The sequence below is a fragment of the Gracilimonas halophila genome (assembly GCF_042684365.1).
In the GTDB taxonomy this organism is placed as follows: Bacteria; Bacteroidota; Rhodothermia; order Balneolales; family Balneolaceae; genus Gracilimonas; species Gracilimonas halophila.
In genome coordinates this window covers 240044-257416 of record NZ_JBHULI010000002.1, presented here as the reverse complement: position 1 = coordinate 257416, position 17373 = coordinate 240044, and the positions used below count along the sequence as shown (strand labels likewise).

The 17373-nt window shown below is 43.2% G+C and carries 17 protein-coding genes and 1 pseudogene; 17 read left to right on the top strand and 1 reads right to left on the bottom strand.

The window, feature by feature from the left end; all coding sequences use genetic code 11:
• Window positions 1-135 precede the first annotated feature (135 nt).
• The 17 genes and pseudogenes from ACFSVN_RS02280 (at window position 136) to ACFSVN_RS02200 (ending at window position 17003) form a co-directional block, all read left to right on the top strand.
• Entirely contained in the window at window positions 136-393 is a 258-nt protein-coding gene (locus tag ACFSVN_RS02280; protein ID WP_390297995.1) for a ribosomal protein L7/L12, read from the top strand.
• Window positions 394-554: 161 nt separating this feature from the next.
• On the top strand, window positions 555-1016 hold the full coding sequence (locus tag ACFSVN_RS02275) for a hypothetical protein (protein WP_390297992.1): 462 nt from the start codon (window positions 555-557) through the stop codon (window positions 1014-1016).
• Window positions 1017-1106: 90 nt separating this feature from the next.
• Complete coding sequence (locus ACFSVN_RS02270) at window positions 1107-4865, top strand: efflux RND transporter permease subunit (RefSeq protein ID WP_390297989.1); 3759 nt, start codon at window positions 1107-1109, stop codon at window positions 4863-4865.
• Complete coding sequence (locus ACFSVN_RS02265) at window positions 4862-6196, top strand: TolC family protein (protein WP_390297986.1); 1335 nt, start codon at window positions 4862-4864, stop codon at window positions 6194-6196. Before ACFSVN_RS02270 ends, ACFSVN_RS02265 begins: the two co-directional genes overlap by 4 nt.
• Before the next feature lie 68 nt (window positions 6197-6264).
• A complete protein-coding gene (locus ACFSVN_RS02260; RefSeq protein ID WP_390297984.1) occupies window positions 6265-7944 on the top strand; it encodes an efflux RND transporter periplasmic adaptor subunit in 1680 nt (559 codons plus the stop codon).
• 83 nt (window positions 7945-8027) lie between these two features.
• Window positions 8028-9098, top strand: coding sequence for a DUF2231 domain-containing protein (locus ACFSVN_RS02255; RefSeq protein WP_390297981.1), 1071 nt, complete (start codon window positions 8028-8030; stop codon window positions 9096-9098).
• Between the two features lie 69 nt (window positions 9099-9167).
• On the top strand, window positions 9168-9551 hold the full coding sequence (locus ACFSVN_RS02250; protein ID WP_390297978.1) for a YybH family protein: 384 nt from the start codon (window positions 9168-9170) through the stop codon (window positions 9549-9551).
• Between the two features lie 35 nt (window positions 9552-9586).
• Window positions 9587-11635 carry a copper-translocating P-type ATPase gene (locus ACFSVN_RS02245; protein WP_390297975.1) on the top strand — a complete coding sequence of 683 codons (2049 nt, stop codon included), beginning with the start codon at window positions 9587-9589 and terminating at the stop codon, window positions 11633-11635.
• A gap of 60 nt (window positions 11636-11695) precedes the next feature.
• Window positions 11696-12241: a DUF3347 domain-containing protein gene (locus ACFSVN_RS02240; protein ID WP_390297972.1), complete on the top strand. Its 546-nt coding sequence runs from the start codon at window positions 11696-11698 to the stop codon at window positions 12239-12241.
• Window positions 12219-12437 carry a GDCCVxC domain-containing (seleno)protein gene (locus ACFSVN_RS02235; protein WP_390297969.1) on the top strand — a complete coding sequence of 73 codons (219 nt, stop codon included), beginning with the start codon at window positions 12219-12221 and terminating at the stop codon, window positions 12435-12437. Before ACFSVN_RS02240 ends, ACFSVN_RS02235 begins: the two co-directional genes overlap by 23 nt.
• A gap of 161 nt (window positions 12438-12598) precedes the next feature.
• A complete protein-coding gene (locus ACFSVN_RS02230; RefSeq protein WP_390297966.1) occupies window positions 12599-13444 on the top strand; it encodes a restriction endonuclease in 846 nt (281 codons plus the stop codon).
• 175 nt (window positions 13445-13619) lie between these two features.
• A pseudogene (locus ACFSVN_RS02225) lies at window positions 13620-14093 on the top strand (MBL fold metallo-hydrolase); the annotation flags it as partial.
• Between the two features lie 120 nt (window positions 14094-14213).
• Complete coding sequence (locus tag ACFSVN_RS02220; RefSeq protein ID WP_390298242.1) at window positions 14214-14828, top strand: MBL fold metallo-hydrolase RNA specificity domain-containing protein; 615 nt, start codon at window positions 14214-14216, stop codon at window positions 14826-14828.
• Between the two features lie 100 nt (window positions 14829-14928).
• Window positions 14929-15588 (top strand): CDGSH iron-sulfur domain-containing protein, encoded by a 660-nt coding sequence (locus ACFSVN_RS02215; protein ID WP_390297963.1) that lies wholly within the window; start codon window positions 14929-14931, stop codon window positions 15586-15588.
• A 92-nt stretch (window positions 15589-15680) separates the two neighbouring features.
• The gene (locus tag ACFSVN_RS02210) at window positions 15681-16058 is read left to right on the top strand and encodes a DUF423 domain-containing protein (protein ID WP_390297960.1); all 378 of its coding nucleotides are present in this window, start codon (window positions 15681-15683) and stop codon (window positions 16056-16058) included.
• Window positions 16059-16142: 84 nt separating this feature from the next.
• A complete protein-coding gene (locus tag ACFSVN_RS02205) occupies window positions 16143-16646 on the top strand; it encodes a hypothetical protein (protein ID WP_390297957.1) in 504 nt (167 codons plus the stop codon).
• Between the two features lie 3 nt (window positions 16647-16649).
• The gene (locus tag ACFSVN_RS02200) at window positions 16650-17003 is read left to right on the top strand and encodes an MmcQ/YjbR family DNA-binding protein (protein WP_390297954.1); all 354 of its coding nucleotides are present in this window, start codon (window positions 16650-16652) and stop codon (window positions 17001-17003) included.
• A 2-nt stretch (window positions 17004-17005) separates the two neighbouring features.
• On the opposite strand, the gene ACFSVN_RS02195 is transcribed toward ACFSVN_RS02200, so the two are convergent.
• Complete coding sequence (locus ACFSVN_RS02195) at window positions 17006-17314, bottom strand: DUF6787 family protein (protein ID WP_390297951.1); 309 nt, start codon at window positions 17312-17314, stop codon at window positions 17006-17008.
• Between the last annotated feature and the right edge of the window lie 59 nt (window positions 17315-17373).

The window sequence follows — 17373 nt, the reverse complement described above, 5'->3', positions numbered from 1 at the left end:
AATGACCGGGTTTGCTGAATTTTTTGGAGAGTGATTGAGCTTGTTTGTATAGAATTAATTTTGCTAATTCTAAGAAATATTAACGACGGGACCATCAAAAATAAGACGTTTTATTAATTATATAGGATTTGAACCATGAGTACACCTGAAGACATAATCAATCAAATCAACGCGGAAGTTAGAGATGGCAAGAAGATTCAGGCCATTAAAATACTTCGACAGGCTACAGGTATGGGATTAAAAGAAGCTAAAGATCATATCGATAGTGGCAAACCAATAACTGCCAACATGATCAAAAATACGGATATTGAGAACACTCCACCTGGTTGTGGTTCGAAAACTACAACTGTGCTGGTTTTTATTTCTATAGTCTTATATCAATTTCTGTTTTAAGCAACTCGCAGCGCTATTAAAGCTCGAGCTTTAAACCTTTTCTCAATACTAGTGAATTACCAACGCCACCGACCTTACCAAATCCTGTTAATCATTTATCAGATCCTGACTTGCTTCCTGCCCCGCTTTGAATTCACTGTTCCCTTGACTAATTTAGGCTTGTGAAAATTTCTGCGACATATCGATTTATTGCCTCTCTGCTTAGCCTGAGTATCCTGATAGGGGTTTCCATTCCTTCAGGCCTTCAGGCCATGTCGGAGGATGTGTGTGATGAAATGAAGGAAATGCAGCATCCTATGCAGCCAATGAGTCAGCATGGGGAAGATTGTCCCATGAACGGACAACCTGCTGAAATGCCGGAAAACCAACATCACCCCAAAACGGATAAAACACACCATAAGGCTCATAATCTTGGATTTGCGTGTGCCTGCTCCATAGATGAAGCACCTGTTAAAACTGAAGCTCCAGTTTTCCAAAAAGTGAAAACACAGATGTTGGTTGTTGTTCAAGTGTTGGAAGAAAATCACACCACTAAAACAGAATTCGATGCTCCTTCTTTTCTTACATCGGATTCTTATTCCCCTCCTCTTATCTATCTCGCTAACGAGTCTTTTCTGATTTAGGAATTGGTATTACTTGTTGAATCGAAATCACTCATACAGGCTTTGCCCGTACGAATGATTAACAATTAACCAATTCCTAATAACCATAACATGCTAAACAAAACCATCCGGTTTTTCCTGGAAAATAAACTTCCAGCTGTACTGCTATTACTAGTCCTGGTAGGCTGGGGACTTGCTGTAGCTCCCTTCAACTGGAACCTGAGTTTCCTGCCCAATGACCCGGTGCCCGTAGATGCCATCCCTGATCTTGGTGAAAACCAACAGATCGTTTATACCGAATGGGAAGGTCAATCTCCGCAGGACATTGAAGACCAGGTAACCTATCCGCTTACCACGCAATTACTGACTGTACCCGGGGTGAAGACCGTCCGGAGTACGTCGATGACCGGACTCTCCAGCATCTATGTGATCTTTGAAGAGGATGTGGAGTTTTACTGGAGTCGCTCACGGATCTTGGAAAAGCTGAATTCCCTGCCGGCTGGAACATTACCGGAAACCGCCAAACCTGCACTTGGTCCGGACGCCACGGCGTTGGGACAGATTTTCTGGTACACACTGGAAGGTCGGGATGAAAATGGTTATCCCGCAGGTGGATGGGATCCACAAGAGTTGCGTTCTCTTCAGGATTTTTATGTTAAGTACGGCCTTTCCGGGGCACAAGGTGTAGCAGAGGTCGCCTCCATCGGGGGATATGTTAAAGAGTACCAGATAGATATCGACCCCAACAAATTAAAAACTTATGAGGTTACTCTTTCACAAGTTATTGATGCCGTACGAAAGGCAAATGCCGAAACCGGGGCACGTACCATAGAGATGAACAACGCCGAATACCTTGTGCGAGGCTTGGGCTATATTAAAAACCTGAAAGACCTTGAGTCGGCCGTGGTTAAAGTGGTAGATAATACACCCATTCGTATTCAGGATGTGGGATTTGTAAGTATGGGGCCGGCTCCGCGAAGAGGCGCATTGGATAAAGCCGGAGCGGAGGCTGTAGGCGGCGTGGTGGTTGCTCGACAGGGAGCTAATCCTCAACAGGTAATTGATAATGTAAAAGCACAGATCGAAGAGATATCAGCCGGACTGCCTTCTAAAACTCTGGATGATGGCTCCGAATCAAAAGTTACCATTGTGCCTTTTTATGACCGATCCACGCTGATTGATGAAACTTTGGGTACACTGGAAGAAGCCCTCTCCCTCCAGATTCTGATTACCATTATTGTCATCATCATTATGGTGATGAACCTGCGAACTTCCGTTTTGATCTCTTCCATGCTGCCCATTGCCGTACTTATGACTTTCATAGCTATGAAATACTTCGGCGTGGACGCTAACATCGTGGCGCTTTCGGGAATTGCCATTGCCATCGGAACCATTGTGGACATGGGGGTGATTCTATCCGAAAATATGCTTCGGCATATGGAGGAAATGGAAGAAAATGAATCTCTGCTGGAGGTGATTTACAACGCCACGGTTGAGGTAGCCGGAGCGGTATTGACTGCCATCACTACCACCATTGTGAGTTTCCTGCCTGTCTTCACCATGATAGCCGCTGAAGGCAAGCTCTTTAAGCCACTTGCCTATACCAAGACTTTTGCGTTGATCGCTTCCATCATTATTACCATCACACTCATTCCGCCTTTCGCCCATTGGTTCTTCGGGCTTAAGATCAATAATAGAAAATTTAAACTGAGCTGGAACGGATTGTTAGTGATAGGTGGGTTGTTCGCTATGTTCACCCTTTCCGGCTGGGGTGGATTCTTGATCTTGGGCTTTGGACTGATCAATGGTGCCGGATATTTTTTAGATGAAAGCTATCGGCAGCGAATTCCGTTTTTGAATAATGCCTTGTCTGTATTTGTAGTAACCTGGCTATTAACAGTATACTGGCTTCCGTTTGGCCCCTCCGTTTCTTTTGCCGGAAATCTTATCTTCATTGTAATATTGATCGCCTTGATCCTGACCGCTTTCTGGCTCATCATCAAATATTATCAAGGCATCATTGGTTGGTGCCTGGACCATAAGAAAGCCTTCCTGTCTATCCCATCCGCATTTGTGGTTCTTGGGGTGATGATCTGGCTGGGCTTTGCCACCACCTTTGGTTTTATAGCCAAGAGTTTTGATGTTTTTGGGTTGGATGTCCGCCAAACTTCTGCGTGGAATTCCGCCTCCGAAACCTTTCCCGGACTTGGAGAGGAATTTATGCCCGCCCTCGATGAAGGTGCCTTCCTGTTGATGCCTACTACCATGCCTCACGCAGGAGTGGAAGAAGCCGAGGATGTAATGCGTAAAATTGATATCGCTGTTAACGCAATTCCTGAAATCGAAACAGTAGTTGGTAAAATGGGCCGTACTGAATCAGCTTTAGACCCTGCCCCGGTTTCAATGTTCGAGAATATCATACTCTATAAATCAGAATACAAAACGGATGAAAATGGCCGGCGGATTCGCTTTCAAGTAAATGAAGCTGGCGAGTTTGTGGAAGATGAAACAGGTGAATTGATCCCCGATGAAAACGGGGAGTATTACCGACAGTGGAGAGATTATATTCAATCTCCTGACGATATTTGGGATGAGATCGTTTCCGTTTCCCGCATTCCCGGAACTACTTCTGCCCCCAAACTTCAACCCATTGAAACACGACTTGTGATGTTACAGTCCGGTATGCGAGCTCCCATGGGTGTGAAGGTAAAAGGGAATGACCTGCTCGAAATTGAGCGTTTTGGCCTTGAATTAGAAGAAGTACTTCGTGAAGCAGAGGGCGTAAAAGCGTCCTCCGTATTTGCTGAGCGTATTGTGGGAAAACCATATCTGGAAGTAGATTGGAATCGTGAGCAACTGGCTCGCTATGGACTTTCAGTTCAGGATGCCCAACAGTTCATGTCAATGGGTGTGGGCGGAATGGCAGTTTCCACCTCGGTTGAAGGACGCGAGCGCTACCCCATTCGGGTACGTTTTGCACGGGAGCTGAGAAGTGATCCCGAAGCACTGGGTGAACTCTTAGTGCCAACAAAAACAGGAACCGAGGTTCCATTGGCTCAGCTTGCTGAAATCAAATACCGACAGGGCCCACAGGCTATAAAAAGTGAGGACACTTTCTTGGTCGGATACGTGATCTTTGATAAGGTCGACGGCTATGCCGAAGTGGAAGTGGTAGAAAATGCCCGGCGTGAAATTCAGGACAATGTGAATTCCGGAAATTTGACGATACCGGCTGGCATCAACTTTGAGTTTGCCGGGAATTATGAAAATCAGGTGCGGGCTGAGAAAAGGCTAAGTATCATTCTGCCGATTGCTCTGGCTATCATTTTTCTGATCATGTATTTCCAGTTCCGTTCAGTTAGTACTACCGCCATGATCTTTAGCAGCATTTTTGTGGCCTGGGCAGGTGGTTTCCTTCTCGTCTGGCTCTACGGTCAGGGTTGGTTCCTGAACTTTGATGTATTTGGACAGAATATTCGCGATCTCTTTCAGATGGGAACCGTGAATTTAAGTGTGGCCGTTTGGGTCGGTTTTATCGCCCTATTTGGCATTGCAGCAGATGGAGGCGTGGTGATGGCCACCTATCTTGATCAGCTTTTTGACCGCAAGAAACCAACGACATCGGCTGAGTTAAGGGAAATTGTGATCGAAGCAAGCACCCGAAGAATTCGTCCCACACTGATGACAACAGCAACTACCATTTTGGCGTTGCTGCCCGTGCTCACCTCCACCGGCCGCGGTGCAGATATCATGGTCCCGATGGCAATCCCAAGTGTAGGCGGGATGTTTTTACAGGTTATCACTTTGTTGGTGATACCGGTGCTTTATTACATGTGGAAAGAACTTAAAATGAAACGGAGTTTGAAATGAGAGAAGAACAGCGATCAAGGAACATCCACTATTCAACATTGAATAAGCAGGAAAGAAATCACTCAGCGTACCTATTGTATTCTCTGCGACTAATATCATTGTTGGTCTTAGTTATACTGCCTTTCACAACTTATGCCCAATCCATTGCCGATTACCAGCAAGAAGCAGCCGAAAACAATCCGGAACTGAAATCTAAATACCAGCAGTATCTATCGGCTTTGGAAGAAAGCTCCATAATGGGAACTTTGCCTGACCCGGAGGTTTCATTTTCTTATTTCATCAAACCCATAGAGACAAGATTGGGACCGCAGCAAGGGCGAATATCCGTTTCACAAATGCTGCCTTGGTTTGGCTCTCTGAGAGATCAACGCTCGGTTTCTGATATCCGGGCAAAAGCATCCTTTGAATCCTTTCAGGAAAGCCGGAATCGCATCTTTCTGCAAGTTGAGCAAACACTTCTGGAGATCTATGAACTCGATGAAAGCATTCGCTTAGCTAAAGAAAACCAAATGATCCTGAATTCCCTGGTGGAATTGAGTTTGTCTCGTTATGAAACCGATCGTGCCACTCAAGTTGATGTGTTGCGAGCTCAAATTGAAGAAGAGGATCTTAATATTCAGATCGAATTATTACAAGACAATCGGGAGGTCTTGCTTCAAAGAATGAATGAGTTACTGAACCGTAGTGAGAGCTCGAAGATCATATTGCCTGATTCTTTGGGAGAAACTGAAATTAATTCCCGGGAGGAACTTATGGCTCAAATTCAGCAACAAAATCCCAATTTAAACCGACTCCGATATCAGGAAGCCTCTTCCAAAGAAATGAGATCACTGGCTCAAAAGCAGAATAGACCGGGCATCAAACTAGGTGTGGATTACATCTTTACCGGTGAGACCGATATGCCGAACGTGGCTAACAGCGGAGAGGATGCACTTATGGTTATGGCCGGATTCAAAGTGCCCCTTTTTGGGAAAAAGAATAACGCCAAAGTACAACAGTCTGAACGAAACATTCAGGATGTCCAATTTCAGATCTCCTCCCGAGAAAATTCACTGCAAACTGAATTGGATGCATCCTTGCGGGACTACGAAGATGCCCAGAGAAAATTCACCCTTTATAACCAAAAACAAATTCAACGCATCACTCAGGCCATCGACATTATGATGGAATCCTATTCCTCCGACAGTTCAGATTTTGAGGAGATTCTGCGGATGCAGCGCAAAAAACTGGAATACCAACTCAAACGCATTCAGTCCAGAACGGTACAACATAAAGCGGCGGCATATATCGATTACCTAACCGGAAAAAAAAATTTAAATCTAAATAATTAGTAGTGAGTAGTGAGTATTGAGTCGTGAGAAACTCAATACTCAATACTCACGACCCAAAACTCAAAATCATGAAAACTAAAAACATACTTATTTACTCCGGACTGCTATTGGGTGGACTCTTTCTCGGATATTTATTCTTTGGAGGAACATCTGAGCCTCAGTCTTTGGAGGAACATATAGCAGAAACACATACGGATGAAGAAGGAAACATTGTGTACACATGTAGCATGCATCCGCAAGTACGTGAAAATGAACCGGGGGATTGCCCAATATGTGGAATGGAATTAATTCCTGCTAATGAGTTAGACGAAGATGACGGCTCAGTCCAAAACCCCAATGCCGTGAGGATTTCGCAAGCCGCCATGGCTTTGGCAGATATTCAGACCTCAGATGTGCGGCTGGGAATCCCGGTTAAAGAAACCCGACTCCCGGGGAAAGTTGTAGTAAATCAAAATTTGGTTTCTAATATTACCGCTCATTTCCCCGGACGTGTTCGGGAGTTATATGTTGATTTTTCAGGCGATTATGTCCGTAAAGGACAGCGACTAGCCTCCATTTATTCTCCTGAGCTCATAACAGCTCAAAGGGAATTACTGGAAACGGCCCGATTCAAAGAGCAAAATCCGCGGCTGTATGAGTCTGCGCGACGTAAGCTGATGCTTTGGGAATTCCCGGAAGAAACCATAGATCAGATCGAGCGATCCGGTGAGGTGATGGAGGAGCTAGATTTCTTTGCTCCTGTTTCCGGCTATGTATCAGAGATCAGCATTTCCAGGGAAGATCATATTATGGAAGGTATGGCAATGTATCGGATTGCGGATCTTTCCGATGTTTGGATCGAGTTTGAGGCTTATGAATCCGCTATCGGTGGGCTTTCGAAGGGTGATGAAGTTGAGTTTCAGGTTTCCTCTTTAGGCAGCCAAACTTTTAGCGGAGAAGTCGATTTTATTGAGCCTTTCCTGAATACTGATTCACGCACGGTAAAAGTCCGTGTTGTCACAAATAACCCCAACACTCGAATGAAGCCCGGTATGTTTGCGGAAGGCGTGATCTCATCCGGTTCAGCCCAAACAGAAAAACTGCTGGTTCCAAGATCGGCTGTTATGTGGACTGGCAAGCGTTCCATTGTTTTTGTAGATGTATCACAAGGTGACATCCCGGCTTTTGAAGCACGCGAAGTATTATTGGGCTCGCGTGCCGGAAATGATTACGTCATCGAGTCCGGGCTGGAGCCGGGAGAAAGAGTGGTGACTAACGGAACCTTTAAAGTGGATGCTGCCGCCCAGCTTTCTGATAAACTCAGTATGATGAACCGCGAGCCGGGAACCGGAAACAATCAGGGAGCTCACAATCACGGTGATATGGAAAGTGATGATTCTGAAATAGAGCAAACAGAAGATCATTCCGGCCTCCAAATGCAGGGAGATCTGAAGATGTTGATTCCGAAATACCTGAAACTGCGAGAAGCTCTTTCCAACGATGACTTTGAATCTGCACAAGAACAGGTTACCTCATTTACAAAAGATGACTTCAGTGACATCGAGGAACTCCGAGCGGAATTTAAGTCCATCTCGGAAATGTTAATTACTCGGGTTGAGGAAGAAGGGTATGAAGGAAAATTATTTAAACAATACTGTCCTATGTACGATGGTGGAAGCACCTGGATAAGTGACAAAGAAAATATTGAAAACCCTTTTTATGGCACTCAAATGCACAACTGTGGAGAGACTGTTGAGCAGATGAATTGACAATTCAATAAATGATGTTAGTTATAACTAATTAAGCTTCGGCAACTATTTATAGTCAATTAAACAAACGCTAAAAATTAATTATGGAATCACTACTAATTCCCGATTGGGCTCCAAACATTCACCCACTAATTGTGCACTTTCCAATTGCACTGTTAGTGATCACCGCATTCGCAAACCTTATTACCTTTTTTATTCCTGAAAAATGGTGGGATGAAACCAAAAATACGATCCTGTATGTCACAGGAACTATATGCGCCGGAATTACCTATTATACCGGAACTATAGCCGCAGATACTGTTTTTCTTCCAACTGAAGCCCAATCTGTACTCAGTGAACATGCCGACTGGGCTCAATATCTGCTCTGGTTCTTTATTCTTTATTCAATACTAAGGATTGCTTTTCACTGGTTTGATCTTTTTGAAAAGAACAGCTTTAAGATAGTAGCTTTCATAACGGTTTTACCGGGATTGTTTATGGTGTTTGAAACCGCGGAATACGGTGGAAAAATGGTCTTCGGATACGGAGCAGGAACGGGACAACTTTTGCAACAGGAAGAACCTGAATCACCTGTACCAATGGATAGCACTTCAACCGTTTCATCTTTTGTTACTAAAGGAAATGGGGACTGGACCTGGAACATAAACTCAAATTCGGTCAGTGATCTCATCACTAACTTTCATTGGGTGGAAGGTTCTGTTCAAGACTTAAATCCGGCAATAATTTCAGCAGAATCTCCACTACTTCGCCTTAAAGCTTCAGAACAAGCAAACTTGTTTGTGACCCATGACTCGTTCCAGGATGTACAGGTTGATTACAATCTCAACTTAGATGATCTAGATGGAAAAGTAGAACTTGTTCATCATTTACAGGACGCAAATAATTATGATTTTGTATCTCTTAGTTCAGATGGAATGATGCGTCAGGGAAGAATCCAAAATGGAGACGAAATCATATTTCAAGAAGGTACATTTAAAGTCAATGGAGAATTATTCCTGCGTGTTGTTGGAGACGGAACTCATTTTCGGGGGTATGTGAACCGTGAAATGAAAGTACACGGCCACGGGGATGCCCCGGAAAGGGGTAATGTGGGACTAAAGCTACAGGGAAGTGGCACAGTACTGCTCTCTCAAATTGAAATGACTCAACTTTAAACAAAAAAACAACCTTATGAAATCACTTATAAAGATAACTGGTATACTTTTTTGCTCTCGGGAACTGTAATGGCTCAAACGAACCAGCCAAAAACAAACGTATTAATGGCGTTAGAAGATTTTAAAACAGCGATCATAGATAATGACTCTGAAACCGCCAGCAATTTATTGGCTAATGATGCCCTGATACTGGAAGGAAGCGGAGTAGAGACGAAAAAGGAATATCTCTCCCATCACTTTCACTCTGACGGCAGGTTCCTGAAGGCCATGAATCGTGAGATCCTTACTCAAAAAGTTACAACTGAGGGTGCTATTGCCTGGGTAAGCACCGTGAGTACCATGAAGGGAACGTATTCTGAAAGAGAAATGGACCTGACCTCACTTGAACTCGCCGTATTGAGAAAAGATGGAGACCATTGGAAAATTACAGCCATTCATTGGTCATCCCGATAAGTAACAAACGACCACTAACTTAACCGGAACTTAAAATGGACCACCAAGAACAACACAACCATGATAATCACAATTGTCATGACCATAAGATGGATCACAATCACGAAAATGGTGACCATGGAAGCCACTCCCACCATGAACACCACAAACAAATGGTGCAGGATTTCAAGTGGCGCTTTTGGTGGGTGCTAGGGCTGACTATCCCTATTATGGCACTTTCCCCAATGATCCAGAATTTTCTTGGAGTAGACTGGAGATTTACTTCCGACAAATGGATACTCGCTGCTCTTTCTTCCGTAGTGTATTTCTTTGGAGGATGGCCGTTCCTAACCGGCTTAGTGGATGAGTTAAAGAAAAAACAGCCGGGCATGATGACACTTATCGGCCTTGCGATCTCCATAGCCTACCTCTACAGTACCGCTGTGGTTTTTGGATTTGAAGGTGACCTGCTGTATTGGGAGCTATCTACTTTGGTTGGCATTATGCTTCTGGGTCACTGGATTGAGATGCGTTCCGTGATGAGTGCTTCATCTGCATTAGAAGAATTGGCTGAGCTATTGCCGGGGGAGGCCCATCGTGTGAACGAAAACGGGTCAACTGAAGATGTTCCTGTTGATGAATTGAGGCAGGGTGACAAAATTCTCATCAAACCCGGAGAAAAAGTTCCTGCTGATGGCATCGTGGTGAAGGGGGAGTCAAGTGTAAACGAAGCTATGCTTACCGGCGAATCCAAGCCTGTTAACAAAGCTAAGGACGATGAAGTGATCGGGGGCTCAGTAAACGAAAAGGGGTCCATCACCATAGAAATTTCGAAGACGGGTGATGAGTCCTTCCTATCTCAGGTGATGAGTCTGGTGGAAGAGGCTCAGCAGAGTAAATCCCGAACACAAGATCTGGCTAATCGGGCTGCATTCTGGCTGACCATTGTTGCCATCACCGCGGGACTAATAACGTTTGGAGCGTGGATATTCTTCACCGGTCAAAGTTTTGATTTTGCGATGAACCGAACTGTAGCGGTAATGGTGATCACCTGCCCACATGCTTTGGGGTTGGCGATTCCTCTCGTTGTTTCAAGGTCTACCAGCATTGCAGCCACTAATGGATTTTTGATCCGTAACCGCGCCGCTTTTGAACAGGCCCGAAACCTGGATGCCGTCATCTTTGACAAAACAGGGACGCTTACAGAAGGAACTTTCTCGATAACTGATATCCTGAATTTTGGAGATGACTTTTCGGATGAGGAAATTTTGAAATATGCGGCATCATTAGAGAAAAACTCCGAACATCCATTGGCCAAAGGTATTTTAGAGAAAGCCGAAGAGACCTGGGAACCTGACGAGTTCAACTCCATCACCGGGAAAGGAATCGAAGGAACAGTGAATGAGAAATCAATGAAAGTAGTAAGCCCGGGATACATCCGTGAAGAGGAGATGGATTACCCGGAAGAAAACGTTCAAGAGCTTTCATCCCAAGGAAAAACGGTAGTTTTTGTGATCATCGAAGACAAGTTGGCCGGAGCTATTGCCCTGGGAGATGAAATACGGAAATCCTCTAAATACGCTATTGAAGCACTTCATAACATGGGTATCGAGTGCATCATGCTTACCGGCGACAATCAGCAGGCCGCCGATTATGTAGGCAAAGAACTGGGCATTGATCAGGTATTTGCCGAAGTCCTCCCCGATCAAAAAGCCAACAAAGTGAAGGAAGTTCAGGAACAGGGCAAAATGGTTGCCATGACCGGAGACGGAGTGAATGATGCCCCCGCACTTGCACAAGCTGATGTCGGTATTGCCATTGGAGCCGGCTCGGATGTGGCCGTTGAAACGGGAGATATCGTACTCGTTAAAAACAATCCCGAAGATGTAACTGCCCTTATCAAACTTTCTAAATCTACCTATAGAAAAATGATCCAGAACTTGTGGTGGGCTTCCGGCTATAATATTGGAGCTATTCCATTGGCAGCCGGCGTGTTATTTGCCTGGGGAATTATTTTGAGTCCGGCCGTAGGAGCTATTTTGATGTCCTTGAGTACGGTGATCGTAGCCATAAACGCACGATTTCTAAAAATGGAGGACGGATAGTTCTGACTTCTTAGTACCATCATTCAAATTTTCAAAACAATACACTAATCAAAAAAGACTATGAAATCAATATTAGCACTGACCCTAGTATCCCTTATAAGCTTTCCAGCGATCGCTCAGCATGGAGACCATAGTAATCACCAACAAGAGCAACATCAGCATACCGATCATTTGGAAACGTTGATCCTTCATTACATGGAAGCAAAGAATGCTTTGGTGCAGGATAAATTTGAATCTGCTAAAGAACACATTCTGCAATTTTCGAAAGAAGTTTATAACAGCGGAGAAATGAATAAACATGAAGAACACGCTGAAACACACGCAGATCATCATGCCAAAATGCAAGCTGCCGTACAGGAAGCATCTGAATCAAAAGACATCACAGCCTTGAGGTCCGCATTTAAGAAGATCTCAGATGAACTTATTACAGCTGTTCAAAATCAGGGCTTTGAAGGAACGTTGTTCAAACAATACTGCCCGATGTATAAAGGGGGCAGCAGTTGGCTCAGTTCGGAAGAAGAAGTTCAAAATCCATTTTTTGGTCAGGCCATGCATAGCTGCGGAGGCTCTTCTGAACTTATAAATGAAGATTCAGATGAACGTTAAGACTTCGTCAACAATTACCTGTCCATTGTGTGGCAATAAAGCTTCGGAAGCAATGCCGGAGGATTCCTGTCATTTCTTTTGGGAATGTCCGGGATGTGGAGAAATTATCAAACCAAAACAGGGAGATTGTTGTGTATTTTGTTCGTATGGAGATGCTGATTGTCCGCCTGTAAAACAAAATAAATCATGTTATTAATTAATTTACCTGCACCTTTGATGTCCTTTTAATTTAATAGATTAGTTTTTCTCTAATGGCTAATTCATATACGGAATCTTTCTTATATGAAATAATAGCCTCACTCAATCTTTACAGTTCTTTTATATACTTTTGTTTAACACAAAACGGAAGCTTTACACATGGTTACATTTGAAGTTATAAAGGCTACAGGTGAAAGAGAGACTTTTCAGCTATCCAAACTTAAACGCTCATTGAGTAATGCAGGAGCTCAGTCAAATGTTATAAATTCTGTGATCAAAGATCTGGAAGATACTGGCTTGTTTACAGACGGTATGACTACCCAAAAAATTTACCAAGAAGCCTATCGGCTGCTAAAGAAGAAATCTATCCGAATTGCAGGCCGGTATAAGTTAAAAGAAGCTTTGCTTGAACTGGGGCCCTCCGGCTATCCGTTTGAAATTCTGGTCTCAGAACTCTTCAAAAAGCTTGGGTACGCAACAAAAGTGGGCAGTGTAGTTAAAGGAGAATGTGTTTCTCACGAAATTGATGTACTTGCCGAGAAGGATGATGAATATTTAATGATGGAGTGTAAGTTTCACAACAGACAAACTCATCATTGCAATGTTACCATTCCACTTTATGTGAGATCCCGTTTTGTAGATGTCAAGAATGAGTGGATCAAACAGCCTGGGCTCCAACATAAAACCCATGCTGGATGGGTAGTTACTAACACACGGTTTACTACCGATGCCTCAGATTATGCAAATTGTATTGGACTCAAGTTATTGAGCTGGAGTTTTCCAAAGAACAACGGTTTGAAAGACCTGATCGGCAGAACCGGACTTCATCCTATAACCTGTTTATCAGTTATTGATAGATCTGAAAAACAGGTTCTTTTGAAGAACAACATTGTACTGGTTAGACAGATTTGTGACGATTTACAGCTCCTCACCCGGCTTGGTTTTGATAGAACCCGGGCAAAGCGTATTCATAAGGAAGCAACTGAAATTTTAAACCTAACATGAGCTGATCATGAGCAAATCCATTAAGATCCATTTTTTAGGAGCTTCAGGAACAGTTACTGGTTCCAAATACCTCATTGAAACTCCTGAAAAAAATCTAATGATAGATTGCGGGATGTTTCAGGGAATAAAAAAGCTACGGGAATTGAACTGACAACAGCTTCCTGTTAAAGCTTCGTCAGTTGATCTTATTTTATTAACGCACGGTCACCTTGATCATAGTGGATTTCTTCCGCGCCTCGTTAAAATGGGATTTAATGGCTCAATTTGGGGAACAGCTCCAACCCTTGACATAGCTGAGATCATATTAAGGGACAGTTCTAAAATTCAGGAAGAAGATGCTGAAAGAGCTAACAAAGACGGGTACAGCAAACACGATCCGGCCGAACCTCTTTACAATACGGATGATGCTGAAAGGGCCATAAGCAGATTTCAAAAACGGGAAAAAGCCGAGTGGATTGCAGTTGACGACAACATTAGAGTTCGATTTCAATACAACGGACATATTATAGGAGCTACTTTTATTGAGATAGATATCTACGGAAAACGATTTGTATTTTCAGGGGATATTGGCAGGCCAAAAGATGCTTTGCTTAGAAATCCTAAGAAGCCCAAACGTGCCGATGTACTGTTCATAGAATCAACGTATGGAAACCGGAAACACATTGAAGAAGATACTTCAGGAAAACTCAAGCAACTCATCGATGAGACTATTCAAAAAGGCGGAACACTCATCATCCCGAGCTTCGCTGTTGAACGTGCTCAGTTGCTCATGTTTCTGATCTGGCAGCTTCACAAAAAGAATCTCATTCCGGCCTCACTTCCTGTTATTTTGGATAGCCCCATGGGAGCCCGGGCTCTGAATACCTTCAACAAATATCCGGAATGGCATAAATTAACTGAAGAAGACTCTGCTGATATGAAGAATCGCGTTCACATCGTGGAATCTTTTAAGGAAACATGGAAGATTATAGATGATTCAAGGCCAAAGGTTATCATCGCCGGAAGCGGCATGGTGACTGGTGGCCGGGTTCTCACCTACCTCCAGCAGTATATTGGCAGAGAGGAGACCACTGTACTTTTAGCCGGCTTCCAGGCTGAAGGAACGCGCGGGCGTCAGCTGTTAGACGGGGCTGAAGAGATCAAATTCTATGGGAAATATCACCAGGTCAAGGCCCACATCGATATCCTTCACGGCCTTTCGGCTCACGCAGATCAAACAGAATTGCTGGACTGGATTTCTGATATCAAGAAAGTGCCCGAGCATGTTTTTCTGGTTCATGGCGAATCTCAAAGCCTGGATATGATGCGCGTTAAGTTGAAGGACACCTACAATTGGGAAGCCTATATACCTGAATTATATGAGATTGCTGACATTCAACTTTAACGAAACCGGCACCTGATTTTTTTACACTTTCTATTCCTTTTGGTTCGAAACTCTCACTTAATTATAATGATGAATAACTTAAAACCAATCTAAGACCTCTATGAAAGAAAAGATCCTGCACTACTCAACCGATAAGCTGAAAGTTACCTGGGATAAAGAACGCTGTATTCATGCTGCTGAATGTGTAAAAGGATTGCCAGATGTATTTGATCCAAAGCGGAAACCTTGGATAAAACCGGAGCTGGCTGATATAAATGAATTGACAGATGTGATCGAGCGGTGCCCAACGGGAGCACTTCATTATGAGCTCAAGAATTCGGATAAAGAAGAGAAAGCACCTGAGCAAAATGTGATCACCATAGAGAAAGACGGACCGTTATACATTCATGGTGAAGTAGTCATCAAAGATCTGGATGGAAATACGGTTTTGAAAGATACACGGGTTGCAATGTGTCGTTGCGGAAAGTCCAAGAATAAACCGTTATGTGATAATTCTCACATCCCTGCCAATTTTAAGGCGGATACCAGCTACAATGTTGATCGCCTCCGAACAGATCCTGTAAAAGGGACAGGCGGTGAGTTATCAGTCACCTTATATGAGAATGCTCCTTTTTTAGTGGAAGGGAATTATGACCTTGTGGGAGAAGAAAGCGGCCGTGAAACGTGCAGCAAGAAAATGAGCTATTGTCGCTGCGGAGCCTCTTCAACTAAACCTTTTTGTGATGGTACACATAAGCAAGTCGGCTTTGTTTCTAATTAATGAAGGTTATTCGTTATTGGTGTAATCGTTAATTATCTATTTGTTAACTTCATAGATATTACTTTCCCAATAACGATTAACGAATTTACTAAATGTCTAATCCAAAGATCATTATTGCCATAGCCGCCATCCTTTTAGCACTCGCTGTTGCGGCCGGAGCTTTTGGTGCCCATGCCCTCAAGAATGTACTCAGTGCAGAGCGACTAGAAACATGGCAAACCGCTGTACAATATCATGCCTGGCATGCTTTGGGTCTGATGTTAATTGCCTTGATCGGGCTTCAGTTTGACCTTGTTGTTACCTGGCCCGCTTCCCTGATCTTAACAGGTATTGTAATTTTCTCGGGGAGTCTATATGTGCTTTGCCTTACGGGAATTGGATGGCTCGGCGCTATTACGCCAATAGGAGGAGTTGCTTTTATTCTTGGATGGATCGTTTTTGCCATAAAGATCTTAAAGGTTAACAATTGATACGGAATGATAAATACCTTGCTATGATTTACTATGATGAACCTTGTATTTAACATTTATTCAGGTTTATAAATTATGATCGGCATGAAATCTCTAAACATATTCTCTTCACTATTTTTAGTTCTGCTCCTGAGTTCCTCAGGATATGGTCAAAATGAAGTGCTTCGAGAGCAAAATTCCCTTTATGGCATCTCCGAATTTGGGGTAGTTGTGAATGTGGAAAAGCCTGAAGGTCTGGATAACATCTCTATTCCTGTTGATAGTGTCCGAAATCTAATGCTTAAAGAGCTCAGCAGTCTTCCCGTTACTATTTTGGAATATGAAACACTTCAGCAATCCGATCAACTTCCTATTCTTTATCTGCATATCAATATTATGGAAGGGATGGCGGGGACCCTTTCTTTTACAGGACAACTTTTGTTCTACCAACCGGCAAAACTTCCGCTTAACAATGACCTTCGCACCATGGCTGCTACCTGGCATGATAGCTTTATAGGAGTGGTTACACCCGACCTGGCAAACTACATCATCTCACGTTCATCGCGACTTACCTCCAACTTTCGTATCGATTATGAAAGCGTGAACTAACTCATGCAGATTGAAGCTTTCTATAACTACTGCATTTCTCTTCCGGGGGCTACCGATGGTTTTCCTTTCGATAAAAAAACACTGGTCTTTAAAGTAAAAGGTAAGATATTCGCTCTTACTGATATAGATAAGTTCGAAAGCATAAACTTAAAATGTGACCCTTTGAAAGCATTGGAATTGAGAGCCGTTTATGAAGAAATTCAACCGGGTTACCATATGAACAAAAAACATTGGAACACCGTGAATACAAAAGGCGGCTTAAAAGATGAGTTTATTCTAGAGCTTATCCGGCATTCATATGACCTCGTTGTAGAAAAACTTCCTAAAAAAGACCGTATAAAGTTAACGTCTTTATGAACCTAAGCTCCTGAACTCCCGGGTATAAACCTGCTCATCATTTTCTTAAAAAATTTCCAGAAAAAGTGGAACTGACCGAATAATGCTGCGTAGGTAAGGAGCAAAATATTATACACAGGAAATATTGTTAATAACCACATGATAGTTTTATACCAAAAAGGGTCCGCAGATTCTACCCCAATGAGTGGAAAAATAAGACGTCTGGCAAAAAGGGAACTAAACCCGGTAATGGCAAATACAATCATAATGACGACGATCTGCCCATTACTCTCAATTTCCCAACGTGCTTTTAATTTATCTAATAAATGCATGCTATAAATTTTATTTCCCTGAAAATATCCTTTTTCTAAGCCTATATGAAGTCAAATAG